Genomic DNA, 22705 nt, shown 5'->3' on the forward strand with positions numbered 1-22705 from the left:
GCGGCGCCGTCGCCGCGCGCGTCGGCGACGGCGTTCAGCGCGCAGCTCCGGGGGAGCTTCGGGAAGGCGTGGGTGGAGCCCTTCGTGCCGCCCTGGGTCTTGGCGTACAGGGACGGGGTGGCGGTGTGGGCGTCGACGATCCGGGCGACGATGCCGGCGTCCTTCGGGAGCGACGGGCGGGCGCGGTCGAGGACCCCGATGACCTTGTTGTCGCCGGCGGTGATCAGCTTGGCCTTCGGGCCCTTCGGGCTCATGATCAGCTTGGCGCCGGTGCCCGCGCCGATGTCCACGAAGCGGGTGACGGTGCACGCGCCGAGGGCGTCGGGGTCGGTGTCGACCGGGGTGGGCTCGCCCTGGCCGCCGCCGCCCATGCCGTACGGCTGCGGGGCGGCCTGCTTCGCGGAGCCGGGGATGTAGGCGGCGAAGCCCCCGTCGCGCTCCAGGACGACGACGGCCCTGCCGTACGTCCAGACCGCGCGGTCGCCGTCGAGGTAGGTGAAGCCGCGGCCCTTGTCGTTCTCGATGAGCTGGAGGCCGTAGCGGCCGTCCTTCCGGGCCAGCTCCAGGACGGTGCCGTCGGCGAGCCGGTAGATGCCGGGGGTGGCGCCGGGGCGGTGGTTGCCCACCCAGTTGTGGGTGGTGCCGTCGGGGTTGAGGACGAAGAACTCGCCGTTGTCCTGGCCGGCGACGGAGATCTCGTACGCCTTGAGGACGCCGACCGGGCGGCCGTCGCGGAACAGCTCGGCGCGGTGGTTCCCGGCCTTGACCTTGTAGATCTTGGCGACGGTGCCGCCGATGAGGGTCTGGGTGCGGACCAGCGTGCCCGTCGTGGTGGCGGCGGGGACGGCGGTGACCCGGCCCTCGAAGTCCAGGGTCACCGCGTGTCCGGCGAAGACCTTGGTCTCCTTCTGGGGGTATCCGGCGCCGGCCTTCAGCTCGCCCAGGACCGTGCCGCCCTTCAGGACGGTGGCGGTGACGTACGGGTGCTGGTCGCCCCGGGCGTACACCTTGGCCGACAGGCCGCCGGCCAGCTGGACGGTGCGGAGCAGGGTGCCCGCCGGCGCGGCGGCCGCGGTGGCCTTCGGCGCGGGGGTGGCCGCCGGGGCGGTCTGCGCGGCCGGGGCGGCCTTCGGAGCGGTCGGAGCGGCCGGAGCGGCCTTCGGAGCAGCCGGAGCGATCGGAGCGGCCGGGGCGGTCGCGGTGGCCTTCGGCGCCGGGGCCGTACCGGCGGCGAAGGCGCTGCCGGCCGCGAGGACCGGGGTGGCGGCGACGCCGGCGACCAGGGCGGTGGCGAGGGCGGTGCGAAGGGCGGTGCGCATAACGACTCCCGAGAAAGATTCGGTGGCGGAAGAGGAAGAGCCGCATGCCGCTGACATCTCGATCGGGGAGGGCCGGTGAGTTCTCGCTGGCTGCTGATAAGAATCTAAAGATCCCGTATGGGGGAGCCGTCCGCTCCGTGTCACGGACGTGTGACAGCCGTCACCGCCCCGACGGACCTTTCCCCGCCGCCCCTTCCCGGCCCCGTCCCCGCCGGGGCGCCACGCCGTCGCGCGCCCCCGACCTCGGCCTCCCCGCGGGGGCTCCCCTGTACAGGTCGCTACGCGCGTAGATATGCTCGACTGGTGACCATGCCCACCACTGCATCCGCAGCAGCAGCTTTCGCCGACGTGACCGCGTCCGAGAGCACGCTGCGCCGCTTCCTCCACGGGCTGCCCGGCGTCGACGCCGTGGGCCTGGAGGCGCGCGCCGCGTCCCTCGGCACCCGCTCGATCAAGACCACGGCCAAGGCGTACGCCATCGACCTGGCCATCTCCATGATCGACCTGACGACGCTCGAAGGCGCGGACACCCCGGGCAAGGTCCGGGCCCTCGCCGCCAAGGCCGTCCACCCCGACCCGACCGACCGCACGACCCCGACGACCGCCGCCGTCTGCGTCTACCCCGACATGGTGGCCACCGCCAAGGCCGCCCTCGCGGGCTCGGGCGTCAAGGTCGCCTCGGTCGCCACCGCCTTCCCGGCGGGCCGCGCGGCCCTCCCCGTGAAGCTGGCCGACACCACCGACGCGATCGCCGCCGGCGCGGACGAGATCGACATGGTCATCGACCGCGGCGCCTTCCTCGCCGGCCGCTACCTGGAGGTCCACGACCAGATCGCCGCGATCAAGGCCGAGTGCGGCGACCGCGCCCGCCTCAAGGTGATCTTCGAGACCGGCGAGCTGTCGACGTACGACAACATCCGCCGCGCCTCCTGGCTCGGCATGATGGCCGGCGCCGACTTCATCAAGACCTCGACCGGCAAGGTCGCGGTCAACGCCACCCCGGCGAACACCCTGCTCATGCTGGAGGCGGTGCGCGACTTCCGCGCGCAGACCGGTGTGCAGGTCGGCGTGAAGCCGGCCGGCGGCATCCGCAACACCAAGGAAGCGATCAAGTTCCTGGTGCTGGTCAACGAGACGGTCGGCACGGACTGGCTGGACAACCACTGGTTCCGCTTCGGCGCCTCCAGCCTGCTCAACGACCTGCTGATGCAGCGCCAGAAGATGGCGACCGGCCACTACTCCGGCCCCGATTACGTGACGGTGGACTGATCGACATGACCTCCCCCTTCGAGTACGCCCCCGCGCCCGAGTCGCGCGCGGTCGTCGACATCGCCCCGAGCTACGGCCTGTTCATCGACGGCGAGTTCACCGACGCGGCCGACGGCAAGGTCTTCAAGACCGTCTCCCCCTCCACCGAGGAGGTCCTCTCCGAGATCGCCCAGGCGGGCGAGGCGGACGTGGACCGCGCGGTGAAGGCCGCCCGCCGCGCCTTCGAGAAGTGGTCCGCGCTGCCCGGCTCCGAGCGCGCCAAGTACCTCTTCCGGATCGCCCGGATCATCCAGGAGCGCAGCCGCGAGCTGGCCGTCCTGGAGACCCTGGACAACGGCAAGCCGATCAAGGAGACCCGCGACGCGGACCTCCCCCTGGTCGCCGCGCACTTCTTCTACTACGCGGGCTGGGCCGACAAGCTCGACCACGCCGGCTTCGGCCCCGCGCCGAGGCCGCTGGGCGTGGCCGGCCAGGTCATCCCGTGGAACTTCCCGCTGCTGATGCTGGCGTGGAAGATCGCCCCGGCGCTCGCGACCGGCAACACGGTCGTCCTGAAGCCCGCCGAGACGACCCCGCTCTCCGCCCTGTTCTTCGCGGACATCTGCCGCCAGGCCGGTCTGCCCAAGGGCGTCGTCAACATCCTCCCCGGGTACGGCGACACCGGCGCCGCCCTGGTCGCGCACCCGGACGTGAACAAGGTCGCCTTCACCGGCTCGACCGCCGTCGGCAAGCAGATCGCCCGCACGGTCGCCGGCACCGGCAAGAAGCTCACCCTGGAGCTGGGCGGCAAGGGCGCCAACATCGTCTTCGACGACGCGCCGATCGACCAGGCCGTCGAGGGCATCGTCAACGGCATCTTCTTCAACCAGGGCCAGGTCTGCTGCGCGGGCTCCCGCCTGCTGGTCCAGGAGTCGATCCAGGACGAGCTGCTCGACTCCCTCAAGCGCCGCCTGTCGACGCTCCGCCTCGGCGACCCGCTCGACAAGAACACCGACATCGGCGCCATCAACTCCGAGGAGCAGCTGACCCGCATCACCTCGCTGGTGGAGCAGGGCGAGGCGGAGGGCGCCGAGCGCTGGTCGCCCGCGTGCGAACTCCCCACGTCCGGCTACTGGTTCGCCCCGACGCTCTTCACGAACGTCACCCAGGCGCACACCATCGCCCGCGACGAGGTCTTCGGCCCGGTCCTGTCGGTCCTCACCTTCCGCACCCCGGACGAGGCCGTCGCCAAGGCCAACAACAGCCAGTACGGCCTCTCCGCCGGCATCTGGACGGAGAAGGGCTCCCGCATCCTCGCGGTCGCGAACAAGCTCCGCGCCGGCGTCGTCTGGGCCAACACGTTCAACAAGTTCGACCCGACCTCGCCCTTCGGCGGCTACAAGGAGTCGGGCTTCGGCCGCGAGGGCGGCCGCCACGGTCTGGAGGCCTACCTCGATGTCTGAGCAGACCCGACTCTCCGTCTTCAAGACCTACAAGCTGTACGTCGGGGGCAAGTTCCCCCGCTCCGAGAGCGGCCGGGTGTACGAGGTGACCGACTCCAAGGGCAACTGGCTGGCGAACGCGCCCCTCTCCTCCCGCAAGGACGCCCGTGACGCGGTCGTCGCCGCCCGCAAGGCGCAGGGCGGCTGGGCGGGCGCCACCGCCTACCTGCGCGGCCAGATCCTCTACCGCGTCGCCGAGATGCTGGAGGGCCGCCGGGACCAGTTCGTCCGCGAGGTCGCGGACGCCGAGGGCCTGTCGAAGTCGAAGGCGGCGGCCCAGGTGGACGCCGCGATCGACCGCTGGGTCTGGTACGCGGGCTGGACCGACAAGATCGCCCAGGTCGTCGGCGGCGCCAACCCGGTCGCCGGCCCCTTCTTCAACCTCTCCACCCCGGAGCCGACCGGCGTCGTCGCCGTCGTCGCCCCCCAGGAGTCGTCCTTCCTGGGCCTGGTCTCGGTGATCGCCCCGGTCATCGCGACGGGCAACACGGCCGTCGTCATCGCCTCCGAGAAGGCCCCGCTCCCCGCCCTCTCCCTGGGCGAGGTCCTGGCCACCTCCGACCTCCCCGGCGGCGTGGTCAACATCCTCTCCGGCAAGGCCGTCGAGATGGGCCCGCACCTCGCGGCCCACCTCGACGTCAACGCGATCGACCTGACGGGCGCGGACGCCGACCTGGCCCGCGACCTGGAGATCGCGGCCGCGGAGAACCTGAAGCGCGTCCTGCGCCCCCGTACCGAGGACTTCGCCGAGTCCCCCGGCACGGACCGCATGACCGCCTTCCTGGAGACGAAGACCGTCTGGCACCCCACGGGTTCGCTGGGCGCCTCCGGCTCCTCGTACTAGCTCCGCCCTCCGCGAGGCCCCCGGGTGTCCGCACCCGGGGGCCTTGCGCCTGTCCGCGATCGGCCGGAGGATCCGGTCATGCTCAGGGGATTGATCAAGGGTGCCAACACCTTCGTCCCGACGGCGGCGCTGCGCGTCGCCGTCGGGGACCGCGTCGACGTCGCGGCGCTGCTGCTGACGGAGGAGGGCAGGGTCCGCGGGGACGCGGACGTCGTGTTCCACGGCGCGCCGGTCCACCCGTCGGGCGCGGTGCGGCTCGCCGCCGACGGGGACCGCGCGGTGGGGGTGGACGCCGACCTCGCGGACGTCGAGGAGGAGGTCGCCCGCGTCCTCGTGGTCGCCTCCACGGAGGAGGGCGCGCTGCGGGACGTGCGCGACCTGTCGGTGCGGGTCCTCGGACCGGACGGCACGACGGTCGTCGGGTACGAGGTGACGGACGCCGGCGACGAGACGGCGATGGTCCTCGCCGAGCTGTACCGCCGGGCGGGCGGCTGGAAGTTCCGCGCGGTGGGCCAGGGGTACGCGGACGGCCTCGCGGGCCTGGCGGCGAACCACGGCGCGGCGCCGGCGGAGGCCCCCGCGCGGGCGGTCCACGAGGCGCGGAAGCCGGAGGCCCCCGCACCGACGGCCCCCCACACGCGGAAGCCGAACGCCGCCCCGCCCACCGCCCTCGCCGTGAGCAAGACGGACACCGCCCCACCCGCCACCCCCGGCGTGAGCAAGACGGACACCACCCCGCCCGCCACCCCCGGCGTGAGCAAGACGGACACCACCCCGCCCGCCACCCCCGGCGTGAGCGAGACAGGCCCCGTCCCGTCCGCCACCCCCGGCGCGGGCGGGACGGGCCCCGTCCCGCTCGCCGCGGTGGAGGCCCCGCCCGCGTTCGCCGGTACGGAAGCGCACCCGTCGGACTGGACGTTCGGCAGCGTCTTCGAGCCGCGCGTGCTCACCGGCCCGGGGAACGACGTCATCGACGTGGAGGGCCTTCCGCCCGGCCCGGTCGTGGTCGAGCTCGCCCTGGAGACCCAGGGGTACACCGGCGTGTGGACCCTCACCGGGAAGAACAAGGAGAAGGACCTCCTCGTCAACAGCACGGAGGAGAACTTCCGGGGCCGTCTGCTCGTCGTCGTCCCCGCCGACGGGCGGCTGCGGCTGAAGCTCCGGGCGGACGGGCCCTGGCAGGTCCGGGTCCTGCCGCTGGCGTCCGCCCGGCGCCTCACCGAGGAGCCCCTGGAGTCCTGGGGCCCGGACGTCCTGCTGCACACGGGAGGGACGGCCGACGTCGCCTTCCACTACCGCGGCAGGTCCAACTTCATCGTGGACACCTACCACCTGGCGGGGCACGACGACCCCACCAGGCTCCCGCGGAACATATGGCCGCGCCTCAACGAGATCGGCCGGCGCCGGGAGACCCTGCCGCTGCCCGAGGGCCCGGTCGTCGTCCATCTGGGGCGGGCGGACGGCCCGTGGCGCGCGCGCCTGAAGGACCTGCGGCCGCACAGCGGACGGACCGACGGCGCCCCGGTGCGCCCGCCGGAGCCGGGCGGGGCGCGGGGCTGGCTCCGGCGGCTCGGGCGCTGACCCCCGCCCGCGCCCGGCCCGCTACGGCAGCAGCCTCTGCGTCAGCGGGCCCGCGACCGGCAGGTCGGCCACGGCCCCGCCCTGCGTGACGTGGTCGGTGACCAGGTTCGTGCCGACCGGCTTGAAGTCGGCGACCTGGGTGCCGAGGCCGTTGGCGAGCGGGTCGACGCCGGTGTTGGCGAGCGGGTCGAGCTGGAGCCGGGTCAGCGGGCCCACCCCGTGGGCGACGCCGGTCAGCGCGCCCGCGCCGGCCGCGCCGGCGTCGGTGCGGGTCAGCGAGTCCACCGGCAGCGGCACCGGCGCCACGGCCTGGGCGGAGGCGCCCGCGCCGAGGACGGCGGCACCGGCCGCGGTGACGCCGAGACCGGCCTTGAGGAGGAGGCCGCGGCGGGGGGCCTTCGGCTCTGCGTGACGCGCCATGAGGATCCTTCCGAGGGGTGAGCGGGCGGCCACCGACAGTAGTGGAGGTGTGATGCTCGATACCAACGGCCCTCCTCGGTGGTCCCCTGGACGGGGGAATGCCTCACACTGGTGTCCCGTGAGTTCCCAACCGATCCCGACCCGGGTCGTCCTGCTCGCGGGCCCCTCCGGCTCCGGCAAGTCGTCCCTCGCCGCCGTCGCCGGCCTCCCGGTCCTGCGCCTCGACGACTTCTACAAGGAGCACGACGACCCGTCGCTCCCGCTCGTCGACGGCTCCACGGACGTCGACTGGGACTCCCCGCGTTCCTGGGACGCGGACGCCGCCGTCGCCGCGATCGTCGAGCTGTGCCGCACGGGCCGGACCGAGGTCCCGGTCTACTCCATCGCCACCAGCTCGCGCACCGGCAGCGAGTGCCTCGACATCGAGCGGACCCCGCTCTTCATCGCCGAGGGCATCTTCGCCGCCGAGATCGTGGACCGCTGCCGGGAGCTCGGCGTGCTGGCCGACGCGCTCTGCCTGCGCGGCCGCCCGTCCACGACCTTCCGCCGCCGGCTCCTGCGCGACCTCAAGGAGGGCCGCAAGTCGGTCCCGTTCCTGCTGCGCCGCGGCTGGCGCCTGATGCGCGCCGAGCGCGCCATCGTCGCCCGCCAGACCGCCCTGGGCGCCCACCCCTGCGCCAAGCCGGAGGCCCTCGGCCGGCTGGCCGCCGCGGCGGCCGGCCGCCACCGCGCCCCGGCGAACCGCTGACCGCGCGGAGACCTGGAGCCACGGCACCCCGGCAACACGGCACCCCGGCAGCACGGAAAGCACGAAGCGGGCCCTACGAGACCCCCCGGACTCGTACGACCCGCTTCGCTTTTTCCCCCGTGGGCCCCAGATCCCCCCTGAGGCCTCCCCCCGTGGTGTTCCCCCGTGTCCCCCCGGGGTTTCCCCCTGCCCTCAGGCGACGAGCTCGCCGAAGGACTCCTCCTCGTCACGGCCGAAGCTCAGCACCTCGTCCTCGCGCAGTCGCCGCAGCGAGCGCCAGATGCTCGACTTCACCGTGCCGACGCTGATGTCCAGGATCTCCGCGATCTCCGGATCGGTCCGGCCCTCGTAGTAGCGCAGCACCAGCATGGTCCGCTGGAGCTCGGGCAGGCGGGCCAGGGCCTGCCACAGCACCGCGCGCAGCTCGGTGCCGCGCATCGCGTCCGTCTCGCCGACCGTCTCCGGCAGCTCCTCGGTCGGGTACTCGTTGACCTTGCGCCGGCGCCAGGCGCTGATGTGCAGGTTGGTCATCGTGCGGCGCAGGTAACCGCCGACGGCGGCCTTGTCGCTGATCCGGTCCCAGGCGCGGTACGTGGAGAACAGCGCGCTCTGGAGCAGGTCCTCGGCCTCGAAACGGTCACCGGTCAGGTGGTAGGCGGTGGCGTACAGGGAGGCCCGGCGCTCCTGGACGTAGGCCGTGAACTCGGCCTCCGAGCAGGAACGCTCCCCCGTGGCCTCCCCGTACGCCGCTCCCCCGTCAGCGACGGCGACCATGTACGGCGCCTTGCGCTGACGTCCGACGGTACGAACGCACCCCCGTCCGTTCACACCCCCGGACTTCTCCGTGCCCCGCACGTCGTGGAGACGCGTGACAACTGCGCTGGAACTGGTGCCGTGCAGTGTGTTCATCTCGCGCCCCCCGTCGTTCGGAGTGAGTGTTTCGGTCCGTGTGCCAAGAAGCTTGCCCGGCGCACATCATGGCGCTGTCCGCCGACTGTCACAGGCGTGTCACAGGGGCGGCGACGGAAGCGCGCCTCCGGGCGGTCGATCTCCGACGGCTCATGAGCCAGAATGACGTCCGTGCCTTTTCTGTTGCTGATCGAGGACGACGACGCCATCCGCACGGCCCTCGAACTCTCCCTGTCCCGGCAGGGCCACCGGGTGGCCACCGCCGCGTCGGGCGAGGACGGCCTGCAGTTGCTGAAGGAGCAGCGGCCGGACCTGGTCGTGCTCGACGTGATGCTGCCCGGCATCGACGGCTTCGAGGTGTGCCGGCGGATCCGCCGCACCGACCAGCTCCCGATCATCCTGCTGACCGCGCGCAGCGACGACATCGACGTGGTGGTGGGCCTGGAGTCGGGCGCCGACGACTACGTGGTGAAGCCGGTGCAGGGCCGGGTGCTCGACGCCCGGATCCGGGCCGTGCTGCGGCGCGGCGAGCGGGAGTCGACGGACTCGGCGACCTTCGGCTCGCTGGTGATCGACCGGGCCGCGATGACGGTGACGAAGAACGGGCAGGACCTCCAGCTGACCCCGACCGAGCTGCGGCTGCTGCTCGAACTGAGCCGGCGGCCCGGACAGGCGCTGTCCCGGCAGCAGTTGCTGCGGCTCGTGTGGGAGCACGACTACCTGGGCGACTCGCGCCTGGTGGACGCGTGCGTGCAGCGGCTGCGGGCGAAGGTGGAGGACGTGCCGTCCTCGCCGACCCTGATCCGCACGGTGCGGGGCGTCGGTTACCGACTGGACGTCCCTGCGTGACCGAGGGGAACAAGGGGGTGTTCGGCCGGCTGCGCCTGTCCAGTCTGCGGCTGCGGCTCGTCGTGGTGTTCGCGCTGGTGGCGCTGACGGCGGCGGTGTCGGCGTCGGGGATCGCGTACTGGCTGAACCGCGAGGCGGTGCTCAAGCGGACCCAGGACAGCGCGCTGAACGACTTCCGGCAGGAGATGCAGAACCGGGTGGCGACGCTGCCGCTGCGGCCGACCCAGGAGGACCTGCGGCGCGCCTCCGAGGAGATGACGGCGGGCGGTGCCGGCTACCAGGTGCTGCTGCTCGGGGAGCGGGCCGCGGGCAAGCCGATCGTGGGCGCCTCGGACCCGGACGTGTTCACCCTGACCGACGTGCCGACGGCGCTGCGGGAGGCGGTGGACACCCGGCGCCCGGTGACGGACGCGAACCCGTACCCGTACCACCTGTTCTGGCAGCGGACCGAGCGGGGCGGGACGCCGTACCTGGTCGGCGGGACGCGGATCGACGGCGGCGGGCCGGCCGGCTACATGTTCAAGTCGCTGGCGGCGGAGAAGGCGGACCTCAACTCGCTGGGGTGGTCGCTGGGGATCGCGACCGGGCTCGCGGTGATCGGCTCGGTGCTGCTCGCGCAGGTGGCGGCCTCGACGGTGCTGCGGCCGGTGCGGCGGCTCGGCGAGGCGGCCCGGCAGCTCGGCGAGGGCAAGCTCGACACCCGGCTGCGGGTCTCCGGCGCGGACGAACTGTCCGACCTGTCGCGGACGTTCAACAGCGCGGCGGAGAACCTGCAGAAGAAGGTGGCGGACATGAGCGCCCGGGAGGAGTCCTCCCGGCGCTTCGTGGCCGACATGTCGCACGAGCTGCGGACCCCGCTGACGGCGCTGACGGCGGTGACGGAGGTGCTGGAGGACGAGCAGGACTCCCTGGACCCGATGATCGCCCCGGCGGTGGCCCTGGTGGTCTCCGAGACCCGGCGGCTGAACGACCTGGTGGAGAACCTGATGGAGGTGACCCGCTTCGACGCGGGCACCGCCCGGCTGGTCCTGGACGACGTGGACATCGCCGACCAGATCACCGCGTGCGTCGACGCGCGGGCCTGGCTGGACGCGGTGGAGCTGGACGCGGAGCGCGGCATCGTGTGCCGGCTCGACCCGCGCCGCCTCGACGTGATCCTGGCGAACCTGATCGGGAACGCGCTGAAGCACGGCGGGTCGCCGGTGCGGGTCTCGGTCCGCACCGAGGAGGGGCCGGACGGCGAGGACCTGGTCATCGCCGTCCGGGACCACGGGCCCGGCATCCCCGAGGAGGTGCTGCCGCACGTCTTCGACCGCTTCTACAAGGCGAGCGCGCAGCGGCCGCGCTCGGACGGCTCCGGGCTCGGCCTGTCGATCGCCATGGAGAACGCGCTGATCCACGGCGGGACGATCTCCGCCGCGAACTCGGCGGGCGAGGACGGCGCGGTGGACGGCGCGGTGTTCGTGCTGCGGCTGCCCCGGGACGCGTCGGCGGTCGCCGGCGAGCCGGGCACCCGGTCCCCGCAGGGCGAGGGGGAGGACGCGTGAGGCTGCGTACGGTGGCGGTGGCGGCGCTCGCCTTGCTGACCGCCGGCTGCGGGATCAGGACGACGTCGGTGCCGGTGGACGCGGGCGCGGCCCCGTCGCGGGTGCCGTGCAACGTGCCGGAGGCGCCGTCCCCGGCGCAGGGGGTGCCGGTGCGGGCCTTCCTGGTGTGCGGCTCGCAGCTGGAGCCGGTGGACCGCAGGTCGCCGCAGCCGGAGGACAAGGCGAGCGGTGATCCGGTGCGGACGGCGTCGGCGCTGCTCGCGCAGCTCCTGGCGGAGCCTTCGGAAGCGGAGCGGCAGGCCGGTTTCACCACGGCGGTACGGGCTCCGCTGAAGGTGGCGGGCGGCCGGGCCGGCGATCCGGCGGGCACGCTGCGGCTGAGCCGGCAGCCGGAGGACCTGGCCCCGGCGGCGCTGTCGCAGCTGGTGTGCACCTTCGCGGAGAGCTCGGCGGGGGCGGGCGGGCACACGGTGCTGCTCGCGGGCCCGGGGGCGTACCCGCCGAAGCGGTACCGCTGCACGACGGAGCTGCGGGAGCGGCCGGAGTCGGCCCCGCCGACGGCCCCGGTGCCGTCCGCCGCGGCGACGCCGGAGGGCTGAACCGGAACCGTTCCCGGCGCGGTCCGCGTCTTGGGGGGCGTGCAGCGTCAAGGTTCGGGCGGGAACGCCGCCGTGGTCGTCCGCGTGACCGGGTTCGTGCTCCTGGTCGCGCATCTGCTGCTCGTCGCCTGGTTCGGCCTGCTGCCACGCGACGTCGCCTGGGTGACCGCGCCGAACACCGTGCCGCTGGCCGGGCTGCGGGCCGAGCTGGCGCTCGGGCCCGCCGAGGCGGCCCGGCAGATCGCCGGAGGGCTGCTGCTGCTCGCCCCGCTCGGGGTGCTGCTGCCGATGTGCGAGGGGCGCCTCGACGTGTCGGGGTGGGGGTCGCTGGCCCGGACGACGGCGGCGGGGGCGCTGGTGTCGCTGGCCCTGGAGCTGTTGCAGACGGCGGTGCCGGGGCAGGTCGTGGACGTGGACTCGGTGTTCCTGAACACGCTCGGGGTGGCGCTGGCGCACCTGCTGGTGGTGCCGGCCGCGCGGGCGCGGCTGCGGCGCCGGCGGGCGTCCCGGCAGGGCCGGGGCCGGGTCGTGATCGGGAACGAGGCGGGTCAGGGTCGTACCCCGAGGATTCCCAGGGTTCCGATCGCCCGGTAGACCGACGTCGCAGGGTGGGGCCGGGCGGCACCATGGAGTCATCGGGAGCCCGAGGGAGCGGTTCCCGGAATCGACGAAGGAGCCCACCATGGCCGCACTTGTCCGCCCCCGCGAAGGCCGGATGATCGGCGGGGTGTGCGCGGCGCTCGCCCGGCGCTTCGGCACCTCCGCCACGACGATGCGCGTGATCACCCTGGGCCTGTGCCTGATCCCCGGCCCGCAGTTCCTGGTCTACCTGGCGCTGTGGCTGCTGCTGCCGAGCGAGTCGCGGACCAAGGCCGCGGCCTGGTAGCGGGCCGGCGTACGGACCGCGTGCCGAAGGGGCGCGGACCCGGGTTCTTCCGGGTGCGCGCCCCTTCGGCGTGGGGGTGCGGGTCAGCCGATCGGCAGACCGCCGGCGCCCAGCGGCAGGCCGCCGAGGAGGCCGCCGAGCGGGGTGGCGCCGAGGGCGCCGGTGGCGGCGTCGGTCGGCAGGTTCTGGGTGGCCTGGCCGGCCGCCGCGGGAAGGGTCTTCACGCCCTGGTCGAGGCCCTGGCCGAGGGCGCCCTGGCCGGCGCCGAGGGCCTCGCCCGCACCGTCGGGGAGCTCGGTGAGGCCGTCGCCCAGGGGGGCGAGCTGGGTCACGGAGCCCAGCGCGTCGGCGCCGTCGAGCGGTGCCGGGAGCGGGGCCGCGGAGGCCGTGCCGGCGGCGGCAGCGGCGAATGCGGCGCCGAGGGCGGCGACACCGAGCTTCTTGGCAGCAGACTGCTTCATCTGAAAATCTTCCTTGGGGCTTGGGGGCTGAGCTTCGGGCCATCACGCGAAGAAATCCCACGCGAAGAAATCCGGAACAGGGGAATCCGGACAGGCAGAGCAGCTCCGCAAACTAACCGCCCCGCTCCGGCTCCGCAATCACCGGAAAGCCGCCGGGTGTCGCACTCCCCCGGCGGCCCCGCGGCCCTCCGTCGGCCTCTTCTCAGCCCTCCTGACCGGAATACGCGCTGGTCGTGGCGGTCTGCCGGAAAAGCCACTCGGACTTCAGTTCGGCATATCCGGGCTTGATCACGTCATTGATCATGGCGAGTCGTTCATCGAAAGGAATGAACGCTGATTTCATCGCATTGACCGTGAACCACTGGAGATCGTCGAGCGTGTAGTCGAAGGCGTCGACCAGGAGCTCGAATTCCCGGCTCATGCTGGTACCGCTCATCAGCCGGTTGTCCGTGTTCACCGTGGCCCGGAAGTGGAGCTTTCGGAGCAGCCCGATGGGGTGCTCCGCGTACGAGGCGGCGGCGCCGGTCTGGAGGTTGGAGGTGGGGCACATCTCCAGCGGGATCCGCTTGTCGCGGACGTACGCGGCGAGCCGGCCGAGCCGCACCGAGCCGTCCCCGGCCACCTCGATGTCGTCGATGATCCGGACCCCGTGGCCGAGGCGGTCGGCGCCGCACCACTGGAGGGCCTGCCAGATGGAGGGCAGGCCGAAGGCCTCGCCGGCGTGGATGGTGAAGTGGTTGTTCTCCCGCTTGAGGTACTCGAAGGCGTCGAGGTGGCGGGTGGGCGGGTAGCCGGCCTCGGCTCCTGCGATGTCGAAGCCGACCACGCCCTCGTCCCGGTACCGGTTGGCCAACTCGGCGATCTCCAGGGCGCGGGCCGCGTGCCGCATGGCGGTGAGCAGGGCGCCGACCCGGATCCGGTGGCCGTTCGCCCGCGCCCGCCGCTCGCCCTCCCGGAAGCCCTCGTTGACCGCCTCGACGACCTCCTCCAGGGTCAGCCCGGCCTCCAGGTGCTGCTCGGGGGCGTACCGCACCTCGGCGTAGACGACGCCGTCCTCGGCGAGGTCGACGGCGCACTCGGCGGCGACCCGGAAGAGCGCCTCGCGGGTCTGCATGACGGCGCAGGTGTGCGCGAAGGTCTCCAGGTAGCGCTCCAGGGAGCCGGAGTCGGCGGCCTCGCGGAACCAGACGCCGAGCTTGTCGGCCTCGGTCTCGGGCAGCTTCGCGTAGCCCTGCTCCCGGGCGAGTTCGATGATCGTGCCGGGGCGCAGTCCGCCGTCGAGGTGGTCGTGGAGCAGCACCTTCGGGGCACGGCGGATCTGGTCCGCGGTGGGGACGTGGGATGTCTGGCTCGTCATTGCCGCACTCTAGCCCCTACGCGCGTAGAACGCGCCCTGTCGGCGCCGGGTCCGCGGCGGGCTTTTCCGGTGCGGGGGTGGGCGCGGCCCGCCTGGGCTCGCGCCACGAGCCCCGCCGCGCACGCCGCCGAACCGCCCCGCCTCCACGCCTTCGTGTCCGCCTTCACCCGCCGGCGGGCGGCACGGACCGTCGACCTCCCCGGCGGCTTCGCGGCCCTCGACGACGCCTACGCGCTGTCGCGCGGCGACAACCACCTCCCGGTCGGCGGGCCCACCGGCCCCGAGGCCCTGCCCGGACGCGCGGACGAACTCCTGGCGCACCTCCCGCACCGGGCGGCGCACGTGCCCGACGGGACGACCGCCGACGCCTGCGCCGCGCCGCCGGCACGAGCGGCGCGGCTTCGTCCCGATCGGGACCGTCCACTGCTTCGAACGCGGGTAGAGGGGACGGGCGTTCGCTCTCCGGACGATACGTAACAGAGACCGCGCGTACGACTGCCGTACACCTCGGCTTCTGAGACTGTTCTGCCATGGCGCAGTACGCACTCGTGGGGACTGCCGACGGCCGGAGACCCCGGCTCGGTCGGCCTGTCGGGGTTTCGCGGTCGGCGACGGCGGTGGGGGGCGTGGTGCTGCTCCTCCCCGACGGCGAGCCGGTGTCGGACCGCCGGGCCTCGGTCCGGGCGCACACGGCCGTGCTGCCGCTGGGACGCGAACTCGCCCGCGCGGGACGGTCGGAGGGGCTGGTCGCCCAGGTGGTCCGCTACCGCGGGCGGGGCTGGAACGGCGCCGACGCGGAGCTCGCGGCGGACGCCTCCTGGGCGGTCGCCGAGGCGGTGCGGCGCTACGGCGACGTCCCGGTCTGCCTGATCGGCCACGGGATGGGCGGCCGGGCGGCGCTGCGGGCCGGCGGGCACCCGGCGGTCGCCGCGGTGCTGGCGCTCGCGCCCTGGCTGCCCGAGGACGACGTGGCCGCCGAGCCCGAGCCCGTGCGGCACCTGGTGGGGCGGCGGGTGCTCCTCGTGCACGGCACCAACGACGCCCGCACCGACCCCGAGCTCTCCTTCCGCTTCGCGGCCCGCGCCAAGAAGGCGAACCGCGAGACCTGCCGCTTCGAGGTGCACACGGACGGGCACGGGCTGCGCCAGTACGCCGACGAGGTGCGGGCGCTGGCCGCCGACTTCGTCCTCGGCGCGCTCTTCGCCCGCCCCGTCGCCCGGCCGCTCACGGACGCCATGGCGGCCCCGCCGCCGATCGGACTCCGGATGCCGCTCGCGGCCGGCTTCGGCACCGGCTCACGCCGGCGCTGACTCCTCCGGCGGCGGCTGGGACCCCTTCGGGAGGAGGTGGCCCCGGCGGCTCAGGAGGAACTTCTTGAAGGCGGCCACCGGGGGCGTGTCCGGGTGGCCGTCCAGCCAGGCCACGCCGATCTCGCGGACCGCGCGCGGCGCGGTGACGGTCAGTTCGACCACTCCGGGGCGGGCCACGGCGGGCGGCGGCAGGAGCGCCACCCCGAGCCCGGCCGCGACCAGGCCGCGCAGGGTCTCGGCCTCCTCGCCCTCGAAGGCGACCCGGGGCGCGAAGCCGGCCTCGGCGCACAGGTCGTCGGTGATGCGGCGGAGCCCGTACCCCGGTTCGAGGGTCACGAAGGTCTCCTCGGCGGCCTCGGCGAGCCGGATGCGGCGGCGGCCGGCGAGCCGGTGGTCGTCGGGGACGACGAGCCGCAGCCGCTGCTCGTCGAGCCGGCGGCCCACCAGGTCGGGGGCGTCCGGCACCGGCGAGGTCAGGCAGAGGTCGAGCTCGCCGGCCCGGAGCCGTTCGATCATCGCCTCGCCGTAGTTCTGGACGAGGGTGAAGCGGACCTTCGGGTGGTCCACCCGGAAGGCGCGGATCAGCGCGGGCACGGTCTCGGAGCCCATGGTGTGCAGGAAGCCGAAGGCGACCCGCCCGGCGGTGGGATCGGCGTCGGCCCGTACGGTGTCGGCGGCCCGCTCGACCTCGGCGAGGGCCCGCTCGGCGGCGGTCAGGAAGCGGCGGCCCGCCGGGGTGAGCGCGACGGTCCGGCCGCGCCGGGCGAAGAGGGCGACGCCGAGGTCCGCCTCCAGCCGGACCATCGCCCGCGACAGCGTCGACTGCGGCACGCCCATCTCGGCCGCCGCCCGGGTCACGTGCTCGTGCCGGGCGACCGCGGCGAAGTACGCGAGCCGCGGCGCGAGCACCGGTCCCATGTCTTCTTCGTTACTGTTCGGTGACAGCCGCGGCTGCGACCTGTACTCATGCGCCATGGGAACGATTACAGCAGTTCCGTGCATTGGACGCATGAAGCGGACCGGCCTACGTTCGGGGCATGCCTTCCGCCAGTACCGAGGCGGGCGCCACCACCCCCGCGTCCGCCGACACCGCAGCCGACACCCGCCTCGCGCCGGGCGCCCCCGGCCACCGCCGGATGAGCCTCGCGCTCTTCGCCGCCGGCCTGGCCGCCTTCGCCCTCCTCTACTCCACCCAGGCCCTCCTCCCTGCGATCTCCGCCGAGTTCGGCGCCACCGCCTCGGCCGCCTCCTGGACCGTCTCCGCCGCGACCGGCGCGCTCGCCCTGTGCGTGCTGCCGCTCAGCGCCCTGTCGGAGCGGTTCGGCCGGCGCACGATGATGACGGCCTCCCTCGCGGTCGCGGTCGGCGTGGCGCTCCTGGTGCCCTTCGCGCCCAGCCTGGAGGTGCTGATCGCGCTGCGGGCGGTGCAGGGCGCGGCCCTGGCCGGACTGCCGGCCTCGGCGATGGCGTACCTGGCCGAGGAGGTGCGGCCCCGGGCGCTGATCGGCGCCATCGGCCTCTTCGTCGCGGGCAACTCGATCGGCGGCATGAGCGGCCGCCTCGTCACCGGCTGGATCGCCCAGCTGTGGGGCTGGCGGGCGGGGCTCGCCGCGGTGGGCCTGACCGCGCTGCTGTGCGCGCTCGCCTTCCGGGCGCTGCTGCCGAAGGCCCGCCACTTCACCCCGGGCACCCTGAACCCGAAGGCGCTCGCCGCCACGGTGAAGGGGCACCTGGCGGACCCGCTGCTGATGCGCCTGTACGGGATCGGCGCGCTGTTCATGACGGTCTTCGGCGCCGTCTACACGGTGATCGGCTACCGGCTCGCCGAGGCCCCGTTCTCGCTGCCGCAGGGCGTGGTCGGCTCGGTCTTCCTCGTCTACCTGGTCGGTACGGTCTCCTCGGCGGCGGCCGGGAAGCTGGTCGGCCGGCTGGGCCGGCGCGGGGCGCTGTACCTGGCGGTCTCCACGACCGCGGCGGGCCTGCTGCTCTCGCTCTCCGACTCCCTGGCGGCGGTCCTGGCGGGCCTGGTCCTCATCACGGCCGGTTTCTTCGCGGGGCACGCGGTGGCGTCCTCCTCGGTGAGCCGGACCGCGAGGACGGGCCGCGCGCAGGCCTCGGCGCTCTACCAGTCCGCCTACTACCTGGGCTCCAGCGCGGGCGGCACGCTCGGCGCGGTCGCCTTCCACGCGGGCGGCTGGGCCGGGACGGTCGGGATCGGCCTGGTGGCGGTGGCCGGCGTCGTCTCGATCACCCTGTACGGGTCGCACAGCGCGCGCGTCGAGGCGCGGCGGATCCGTCCGGCAACGGCCTGAGCACGCCCGGATGACCGTACGGTCACGACCCGCGGGGCCGTGCAACCGTGCCGCTCCCCCGGACGTCCCACATTTCAGGACTCAAGGGGGAGTTGACGATCATGAACGGATTCGCGCACCGGGCGGGGAAGAGAGCCGGCATAGCCGCCGGCCTCACCTCGCTGCTCGTGCCGGCGGCCCTCGCGCTGGGCGCCTCGCCGGCCCAGGCCGCGTCGTGCAACGTGACGACGGGGCCCTACCAGAAGCAGGTCGAGAAGTTCCTCGGCCGCACCGCCGACGGGCGCCAGTCGCTCGGCGACTGCCAGGCGATCCAGGCCTTCCAGCGCAAGCACGGCATCACGCCGGCCATGGGCTACGCGGGCCCGCTGACCTGGCGCACGATGAACACGATGATCCAGCAGAAGGCGGCCGGGACCAACCCGAACAAGGCCGGCAAGTGCCCGACCAACAAGGGCCGGATCGCGTGCGTGGACCTCACCCGCCAGCTCAGCTGGATCCAGGACGGCTCGCGCCTCAAGTACGGCCCGGTGCCGGTGCGCACCGGCAAGGACGGCACCGAGACCCGTACCGGCCTGAAGAAGATCTACTGGCGGAACATCAACCACTGGTCGACGATCTACCACGTGTCGATGCCGTACTCGCAGTTCTTCGACGGCGGGCAGGCCTTCCACTCGACCACCAAGTCCATGTGGAACCCGCCCGGTTCGGGCGGCTGCGTCAACATGCGGTCGGCCGACGCCAAGGCGTACTGGAACCTGCTGCGCAACGGCGACGACGTCTACGTCTACGGCCGGAAGCCGGGAACCTGACCCCGGCTGTCGGTGCGCTGCGGTAGCTTCGCTCTCACCGGTGCCGAACGCCGGCGCCGGTGAGGGGTGAGTGGGGACGCGATGGGCGAGACCGCCGTGGTGACGACCGATGAACTCGACAAGTACCGGCGCGAGCTGACCGGTTACTGCTACCGGATGCTCGGTTCCTCCTTCGAGGCGGAGGACGCGGTGCAGGACACGATGGTGCGGGCCTGGAAGGCCATGGACTCCTTCGAGGGGCGCTCGTCCCTGCGGTCCTGGCTCTACCGGATCGCGACCAACGTCTGCCTCGACGCGCTGAACGCGGGGAACAAGCGGGCCCGGCCCATGGACCTCTCCGGGCCGACGCCCGTCGCGCAGGCGCAGCTCGTCAAGCAGCCGGAGATCACCTGGCTGGAGCCGATCCCGGACGGGCGCGTGCTGCCGACCGCCGGCGACCCGGCGGAGGCGGCGCTGCACCGGGAGACCGTGCGGCTCGCCTTCGTCGCCGCGCTCCAGCACCTGGCGCCCAAGCAGCGGGCGGTGCTGATCCTGCGCGAGGTGCTCGCGTGGAAGGCGAGCGAGGTCGCCGAGCTGCTCGACACCTCGGTCGCCTCGGTGAACAGCGCGCTCCAGCGGGCCCGGGCGACCATCGCCGAGCAGGCCCCGGCCGAGTCGGACGCGGCGAACCCGCTGGACGAGGAGCAGCAGGCGCTCCTGGAGCGGTACGTGGCCGCGTTCGAGGGCTACGACATGAAGGCGCTGACCGCGCTCCTCCACGAGGACGCGACCATGACCATGCCGCCGTACGACCTCTGGCTGCGGGGCCACGACGACATCGTGGGCTGGATGCTGGGCGTCGGCGACGTGTGCCGCGGCTCGAAGCTGGTCCCGACGGTGGCCAACGGCTCGCCGGCCTTCGCGCACTACCACCCGGACCCGGAGGGCGGTTACAGCCCGTGGGCCCTGATCGTCCTGGAGGTGCGGGACGGCAAGGTGGCCGGGATGGACTTCTTCCTGGACACCCCGCGCTGGTTCCCGCTCTTCGACCTGCCGGAGCGGCTGGAGGCGTAGTCCTTCACAGGACCTCGTCGAGGCCGGTGAGGCGGAGCAGGGCCGTGAGGTCGGGCCCCGCTCCGCGGAAGGTCAGCCGGTGGCCCGCGCGGCGGGCCGCCAGGGCGAGCCGGGCCAGGGCGTCGACGGCGGCGAGCCCCTGCGCGCGCGGGTCGACCTCGCACCGCACCTCCCCCGGCGGGGCGGCGGCCAGCTCGGCGCAGAGCCGGGCGACCTCCTCGCGGGTCGGCGCGGCGGGCAGGGTGACGACGAGGGGCTGACTGGTGTCCACGTCCATGGTGACCGGCCCGGGGGCCGGAACTCATCGCGTGAGAAGCTCGTGATCATGACTTCTCACCCTGTCGAACTGGTGATCTTCGACTGCGACGGCGTTCTGGTGGACAGCGAGCGGCTCTACTGCCGGGTGGACCGGGAGGTCTTCGCGGAGCTGGGCGCCGAGTTCACCGAGGCGGAACTGGTCGAGCACCTGGTGGGCTCCCCCATGGAGATCTGGACCGCGCTGGTCGAGGAGCGCCGGGGCCGGCCGCTGGAGCCGGGCTGGATGGAGCCGTACCGGCCGCGCTACGAAGCGGTCCTCGACGCCGAGCTGACGGCGGTGGAGGGCGTCGCGGACGCGCTGGAGGCGCTGCGCGTCCCGTACTGCCTGGCCTCGAACGGCGGGCACGAGGAGATCCGCCGCAACCTGGCCCGCACCGGCCTGCGGGAGCACTTCGCCGACGACCGGATCTTCAGTGCCCGCGACGTCGCCCGCGGCAAGCCCGCCCCGGACCTCTTCCTGCACGCCGCCGCCACCATGGGCGTCCCGCCGGAGCGGTGCGCGGTGGTGGAGGACAGCCCGTACGGCGTCCGCGCGGCCCGCGCCGCCGGCATGCGCGCGTACGGCTACACGGGCGGCCTGACCCCGGCCCACCGCCTGGAGGGCCCCGGCACGGTGGTCTTCGCGGACATGCGCGAGCTGAGGGGGCTGCTGGGCGTCAGCTGACGGGGAACTCGGCGGTGTCGAGGGCGAGGTCGAAGGGGGCGGGGAGATGGATCTTCTCGCCGAACGGGGCGGCGCTCAGGACCCGGTAGACGGAGTCCTTCGGCTCGCCGTAGAGGGTGACGGTGGGGCCGCCGGGGGCATGGCGGTCGACGAGGAGGTAGAGCGGTACGCCGGCTTCCGCGTAGACAGCGGCCTTCGTGATCCGGTCGGTGGTCGCGTTCGACGGAGAGGTGACTTCGACGACCAGTTCCGCCGCCGTGGCTGGGACGAGATGGCCGGGTCCGTCCAGTTCGGCCAACGGAGCCACGAGGAGATCAGGGATGAAGGCGCTCATACGGCTCGGAATCGAGACGGACTGCGTCTGGTAGACGCCCCAGTCCTCGGGGATGACAGCGGTGAGCCGCCGCAGAACCCGGTAGGCGATGCTGTTGTGTCGTGCGGATGGCGTGGGTGCCACGGTGATGATCCCCTCGACGATCTCCACCTTGCAGCCCTCGGGCCAGTCCATCGACTCCCAGCGACGGACCAGGTCCTCCCAGCCGTTGCCCGCGTCGGCGTGGGGCTCGGCAGCGAGTGCGCTCATGGTGTGCTCCTCAATCGGTCGTCACCGATCCCAGCATGCCGAACGGGACCGGTGGGGGTCCACCGGTCCCGTTCGCCCGAAGGTGTCAGCGGCACGTGCCAGGGCCGTTACGCGATGCGGTCCAGGACGATCGGGGTCGGGGTGAAGGCGGTGCCCTCGGGGGCGATGTCCCAGGCGGCGTCCAGGGACGCGAGGGCGTAGTCGAACTTCTCCGGGGTGTCCGTGTGGAGGGTGAGGAGGGGCTGGCCCGCCGTCACCGTGTCACCGGGCTTGGCGTGCAGCTCGACGCCGGCGCCGGCCTGCACCGGGTCCTCCTTGCGGGCGCGGCCGGCGCCGAGGCGCCAGGCGGCGATGCCGATGTCGTACGCGTCGAGGCGGGTGAGGACGCCGGAGGACGGGGCCGTCACGACGTGCCGCTCGCGGGCGACCGGGAGGGCCGCGTCCGGGTCGCCGCCCTGGGCCGCGATCATCCGGCGCCAGACGTCCATCGCGGAGCCGTCCTTGAGGGCCTTCGCCGGGTCGGCGTCCTTGATGCCGGCCGCGGCCAGCATCTCGGCGGCGAGGGCGACCGTCAGGTCGACGACGTCCTGCGGGCCGCCGCCGGCGAGGACCTCGACGGACTCGCGGACCTCCAGGGCGTTGCCGGCCGTCAGGCCGAGCGGGGTCGACATGTCGGTGAGGAGCGCGACCGTCCTCACGCCGCTGTCGGTGCCGAGCGCCACCATGGTGGAGGCCAGCTCGCGGGCGTCCTCGATGGTCTTCATGAAGGCGCCGGTGCCGACCTTGACGTCGAGGACGAGGGAGCCGGTGCCCTCGGCGATCTTCTTCGACATGATCGAGGAGGCGATGAGCGGGATCGCCTCGACGGTGCCGGTGACGTCGCGGAGCGCGTACAGCTTCTTGTCGGCGGGGGCCAGGCCGTCGCCGGCCGCGCAGATGACCGCGCCGGTCGTGTCGAGGACGTGGAGCATCTCCTCGTTGGAGAGCAGCGCGCGCCAGCCGGGGATGGACTCCAGCTTGTCGAGGGTGCCGCCGGTGTGGCCGAGGCCGCGCCCGGAGAGCTGCGGGACGGCCGCGCCGCAGGCGGCGACGAGCGGGGCGAGCGGGAGGGTGATCTTGTCGCCGACGCCGCCGGTGGAGTGCTTGTCGGCGGTGGGGCGGGAGAGGGAGTCGAAGTTCATCCGCTCGCCGCTGGCGATCATCGCCGCCGTCCAGCGGGCGATCTCGTCGCGGTTCATGCCGTTGAGCAGGATCGCCATGGCCAGGGCCGACATCTGCTCGTCGGCGACCTCGCCGCGGGTGTAGGCGTCGATGACCCAGTCGATCTGCTCCGGGCTCAGCTCGCCCTTGTCCCGCTTGGTCCGGATGACGGAGATGACGTCCATG

The 22705-nt window shown here is 73.5% G+C and carries 24 protein-coding genes; 15 read left to right on the forward strand and 9 right to left on the reverse strand.

The genetic code is table 11. The features are described 5' to 3' along the window. Positions 1-1319, reverse strand: a 1319-nt coding sequence (locus tag AB0E83_RS10500) for a hypothetical protein (RefSeq protein WP_362108705.1), incomplete at its 3' end; no start/stop codon positions are given. A 309-nt stretch (positions 1320-1628) separates the two neighbouring features. On the opposite strand from AB0E83_RS10500, the gene deoC reads away from it, so the two are divergent. From deoC to AB0E83_RS10520, 4 genes are all read left to right on the forward strand, one after another. Beyond that, entirely contained in the window at positions 1629-2588 is a 960-nt protein-coding gene (gene deoC / locus AB0E83_RS10505) for a deoxyribose-phosphate aldolase (protein ID WP_362108707.1), read from the forward strand. 5 nt (positions 2589-2593) lie between these two features. Further along, positions 2594-4030 carry an aldehyde dehydrogenase family protein gene (locus AB0E83_RS10510; RefSeq protein ID WP_362108709.1) on the forward strand — a complete coding sequence of 479 codons (1437 nt, stop codon included), beginning with the start codon at positions 2594-2596 and terminating at the stop codon, positions 4028-4030. After that, a complete protein-coding gene (locus tag AB0E83_RS10515; protein WP_362108711.1) occupies positions 4023-4913 on the forward strand; it encodes an aldehyde dehydrogenase family protein in 891 nt (296 codons plus the stop codon). Before AB0E83_RS10510 ends, AB0E83_RS10515 begins: the two co-directional genes overlap by 8 nt. A gap of 78 nt (positions 4914-4991) precedes the next feature. Next, on the forward strand, positions 4992-6494 hold the full coding sequence (locus AB0E83_RS10520) for a TerD family protein (protein ID WP_362108713.1): 1503 nt from the start codon (positions 4992-4994) through the stop codon (positions 6492-6494). Positions 6495-6515: 21 nt separating this feature from the next. Here the strand turns inward: AB0E83_RS10520 and AB0E83_RS10525 are convergent, their stop codons facing one another. Continuing rightward, positions 6516-6914, reverse strand: a complete 399-nt coding sequence (locus AB0E83_RS10525) for a hypothetical protein (protein WP_362108715.1) — start codon at positions 6912-6914, stop codon at positions 6516-6518. Positions 6915-6966: 52 nt separating this feature from the next. On the opposite strand from AB0E83_RS10525, the gene AB0E83_RS10530 reads away from it, so the two are divergent. Beyond that, the gene (locus AB0E83_RS10530) at positions 6967-7662 is read left to right on the forward strand and encodes a hypothetical protein (protein ID WP_362108717.1); all 696 of its coding nucleotides are present in this window, start codon (positions 6967-6969) and stop codon (positions 7660-7662) included. A gap of 192 nt (positions 7663-7854) precedes the next feature. Here the strand turns inward: AB0E83_RS10530 and AB0E83_RS10535 are convergent, their stop codons facing one another. After that, positions 7855-8571 carry a SigE family RNA polymerase sigma factor gene (locus AB0E83_RS10535; RefSeq protein ID WP_362108719.1) on the reverse strand — a complete coding sequence of 239 codons (717 nt, stop codon included), beginning with the start codon at positions 8569-8571 and terminating at the stop codon, positions 7855-7857. Between the two features lie 171 nt (positions 8572-8742). Between AB0E83_RS10535 and afsQ1 the strand changes: the two genes are divergently transcribed. The 5 genes from afsQ1 to AB0E83_RS10560 all read left to right on the forward strand — a co-directional run bounded on the left by afsQ1 (position 8743) and on the right by AB0E83_RS10560 (position 12452). Next, on the forward strand, positions 8743-9420 hold the full coding sequence (gene afsQ1, locus AB0E83_RS10540) for a two-component system response regulator AfsQ1 (RefSeq protein ID WP_030496876.1): 678 nt from the start codon (positions 8743-8745) through the stop codon (positions 9418-9420). Then, positions 9417-10967 (forward strand): HAMP domain-containing sensor histidine kinase, encoded by a 1551-nt coding sequence (locus AB0E83_RS10545; RefSeq protein WP_362108721.1) that lies wholly within the window; start codon positions 9417-9419, stop codon positions 10965-10967. Before afsQ1 ends, AB0E83_RS10545 begins: the two co-directional genes overlap by 4 nt. Beyond that, positions 10964-11566, forward strand: a complete 603-nt coding sequence (locus AB0E83_RS10550; protein ID WP_362108723.1) for a hypothetical protein — start codon at positions 10964-10966, stop codon at positions 11564-11566. Before AB0E83_RS10545 ends, AB0E83_RS10550 begins: the two co-directional genes overlap by 4 nt. A 39-nt stretch (positions 11567-11605) precedes the next feature. After that, positions 11606-12160 carry a VanZ family protein gene (locus tag AB0E83_RS10555; protein WP_362108725.1) on the forward strand — a complete coding sequence of 185 codons (555 nt, stop codon included), beginning with the start codon at positions 11606-11608 and terminating at the stop codon, positions 12158-12160. An 88-nt stretch (positions 12161-12248) separates the two neighbouring features. Next, positions 12249-12452 (forward strand): PspC domain-containing protein, encoded by a 204-nt coding sequence (locus AB0E83_RS10560; protein ID WP_362108727.1) that lies wholly within the window; start codon positions 12249-12251, stop codon positions 12450-12452. Between the two features lie 83 nt (positions 12453-12535). On the opposite strand, the gene AB0E83_RS10565 is transcribed toward AB0E83_RS10560, so the two are convergent. Together AB0E83_RS10565 and AB0E83_RS10570 are read right to left on the reverse strand one after the other, a co-directional pair. Next, positions 12536-12913, reverse strand: a complete 378-nt coding sequence (locus AB0E83_RS10565; RefSeq protein WP_362108729.1) for a hypothetical protein — start codon at positions 12911-12913, stop codon at positions 12536-12538. 202 nt (positions 12914-13115) lie between these two features. Then, positions 13116-14270 (reverse strand): adenosine deaminase, encoded by a 1155-nt coding sequence (locus AB0E83_RS10570; protein WP_362108731.1) that lies wholly within the window; start codon positions 14268-14270, stop codon positions 13116-13118. A 530-nt stretch (positions 14271-14800) separates the two neighbouring features. Here AB0E83_RS10570 and AB0E83_RS10575 point away from each other — a divergent pair. Further along, a complete protein-coding gene (locus AB0E83_RS10575) occupies positions 14801-15580 on the forward strand; it encodes an alpha/beta hydrolase (RefSeq protein ID WP_362108733.1) in 780 nt (259 codons plus the stop codon). Here the strand turns inward: AB0E83_RS10575 and AB0E83_RS10580 are convergent. Then, entirely contained in the window at positions 15566-16555 is a 990-nt protein-coding gene (locus tag AB0E83_RS10580; protein ID WP_362108735.1) for a LysR family transcriptional regulator, read from the reverse strand. The genes AB0E83_RS10575 and AB0E83_RS10580 overlap by 15 nt on opposite strands. Before the next feature lie 62 nt (positions 16556-16617). Here AB0E83_RS10580 and AB0E83_RS10585 point away from each other — a divergent pair, with 62 nt between their 5' ends. The 3 genes from AB0E83_RS10585 to AB0E83_RS10595 all read left to right on the forward strand — a co-directional run bounded on the left by AB0E83_RS10585 (position 16618) and on the right by AB0E83_RS10595 (position 19754). Next, positions 16618-17892: an MFS transporter gene (locus AB0E83_RS10585; protein ID WP_362108737.1), complete on the forward strand. Its 1275-nt coding sequence runs from the start codon at positions 16618-16620 to the stop codon at positions 17890-17892. 101 nt (positions 17893-17993) lie between these two features. Next, positions 17994-18701, forward strand: coding sequence for a L,D-transpeptidase family protein (locus AB0E83_RS10590; RefSeq protein WP_362108739.1), 708 nt, complete (start codon positions 17994-17996; stop codon positions 18699-18701). Between the two features lie 81 nt (positions 18702-18782). Continuing rightward, complete coding sequence (locus tag AB0E83_RS10595; RefSeq protein WP_362108741.1) at positions 18783-19754, forward strand: sigma-70 family RNA polymerase sigma factor; 972 nt, start codon at positions 18783-18785, stop codon at positions 19752-19754. Positions 19755-19758: 4 nt separating this feature from the next. Here AB0E83_RS10595 and AB0E83_RS10600 read toward each other — a convergent pair whose 3' ends face one another. Beyond that, complete coding sequence (locus tag AB0E83_RS10600) at positions 19759-20031, reverse strand: STAS domain-containing protein (protein ID WP_362108743.1); 273 nt, start codon at positions 20029-20031, stop codon at positions 19759-19761. A gap of 48 nt (positions 20032-20079) precedes the next feature. Between AB0E83_RS10600 and AB0E83_RS10605 the strand changes: the two genes are divergently transcribed. After that, the gene (locus AB0E83_RS10605; RefSeq protein WP_362108745.1) at positions 20080-20736 is read left to right on the forward strand and encodes an HAD family hydrolase; all 657 of its coding nucleotides are present in this window, start codon (positions 20080-20082) and stop codon (positions 20734-20736) included. On the opposite strand, the gene AB0E83_RS10610 is transcribed toward AB0E83_RS10605, so the two are convergent. Continuing rightward, complete coding sequence (locus AB0E83_RS10610) at positions 20729-21319, reverse strand: Uma2 family endonuclease (RefSeq protein ID WP_362108747.1); 591 nt, start codon at positions 21317-21319, stop codon at positions 20729-20731. The two genes, AB0E83_RS10605 and AB0E83_RS10610, sit on opposite strands and share 8 nt — an antisense overlap. A 107-nt stretch (positions 21320-21426) precedes the next feature. Continuing rightward, positions 21427-22704: a thymidine phosphorylase gene (locus AB0E83_RS10615; RefSeq protein ID WP_362108749.1), complete on the reverse strand. Its 1278-nt coding sequence runs from the start codon at positions 22702-22704 to the stop codon at positions 21427-21429. Between the last annotated feature and the right edge of the window lies 1 nt (position 22705).

Source organism: Streptomyces sp. NPDC035033 (assembly GCF_040636735.1).
In the GTDB taxonomy this organism is placed as follows: Bacteria; Actinomycetota; Actinomycetes; order Streptomycetales; family Streptomycetaceae; genus Streptomyces.

What these genes read in the sequence shown, in the direction of transcription:
- deoC (WP_362108707.1), top strand. Translation starts at nt 1,629, where the DNA reads ATGCCCACCACTGCATCCGCAGCAGCAGCTTTCGCCGACGTGACCGCG.
- AB0E83_RS10510 (WP_362108709.1), top strand. Translation starts at nt 2,594, where the DNA reads ATGACCTCCCCCTTCGAGTACGCCCCCGCGCCCGAGTCGCGCGCGGTC.
- AB0E83_RS10515 (WP_362108711.1), top strand. Translation starts at nt 4,023, where the DNA reads ATGTCTGAGCAGACCCGACTCTCCGTCTTCAAGACCTACAAGCTGTAC.
- AB0E83_RS10520 (WP_362108713.1), top strand. Translation starts at nt 4,992, where the DNA reads ATGCTCAGGGGATTGATCAAGGGTGCCAACACCTTCGTCCCGACGGCG.
- AB0E83_RS10525 (WP_362108715.1), bottom strand. Translation starts at nt 6,914, where the DNA reads ATGGCGCGTCACGCAGAGCCGAAGGCCCCCCGCCGCGGCCTCCTCCTC.
- AB0E83_RS10530 (WP_362108717.1), top strand. Translation starts at nt 6,967, where the DNA reads ATGCTCGATACCAACGGCCCTCCTCGGTGGTCCCCTGGACGGGGGAAT.
- AB0E83_RS10535 (WP_362108719.1), bottom strand. Translation starts at nt 8,571, where the DNA reads ATGAACACACTGCACGGCACCAGTTCCAGCGCAGTTGTCACGCGTCTC.
- AB0E83_RS10560 (WP_362108727.1), top strand. Translation starts at nt 12,249, where the DNA reads ATGGCCGCACTTGTCCGCCCCCGCGAAGGCCGGATGATCGGCGGGGTG.
- AB0E83_RS10565 (WP_362108729.1), bottom strand. Translation starts at nt 12,913, where the DNA reads ATGAAGCAGTCTGCTGCCAAGAAGCTCGGTGTCGCCGCCCTCGGCGCC.
- AB0E83_RS10570 (WP_362108731.1), bottom strand. Translation starts at nt 14,270, where the DNA reads ATGACGAGCCAGACATCCCACGTCCCCACCGCGGACCAGATCCGCCGT.
- AB0E83_RS10575 (WP_362108733.1), top strand. Translation starts at nt 14,801, where the DNA reads ATGGCGCAGTACGCACTCGTGGGGACTGCCGACGGCCGGAGACCCCGG.
- AB0E83_RS10580 (WP_362108735.1), bottom strand. Translation starts at nt 16,555, where the DNA reads ATGGCGCATGAGTACAGGTCGCAGCCGCGGCTGTCACCGAACAGTAAC.
- AB0E83_RS10585 (WP_362108737.1), top strand. Translation starts at nt 16,618, where the DNA reads ATGCCTTCCGCCAGTACCGAGGCGGGCGCCACCACCCCCGCGTCCGCC.
- AB0E83_RS10590 (WP_362108739.1), top strand. Translation starts at nt 17,994, where the DNA reads ATGAACGGATTCGCGCACCGGGCGGGGAAGAGAGCCGGCATAGCCGCC.
- AB0E83_RS10595 (WP_362108741.1), top strand. Translation starts at nt 18,783, where the DNA reads ATGGGCGAGACCGCCGTGGTGACGACCGATGAACTCGACAAGTACCGG.
- AB0E83_RS10600 (WP_362108743.1), bottom strand. Translation starts at nt 20,031, where the DNA reads ATGGACGTGGACACCAGTCAGCCCCTCGTCGTCACCCTGCCCGCCGCG.
- AB0E83_RS10605 (WP_362108745.1), top strand. Translation starts at nt 20,080, where the DNA reads ATGACTTCTCACCCTGTCGAACTGGTGATCTTCGACTGCGACGGCGTT.
- AB0E83_RS10610 (WP_362108747.1), bottom strand. Translation starts at nt 21,319, where the DNA reads ATGAGCGCACTCGCTGCCGAGCCCCACGCCGACGCGGGCAACGGCTGG.
- AB0E83_RS10615 (WP_362108749.1), bottom strand. Translation starts at nt 22,704, where the DNA reads ATGGACGTCATCTCCGTCATCCGGACCAAGCGGGACAAGGGCGAGCTG.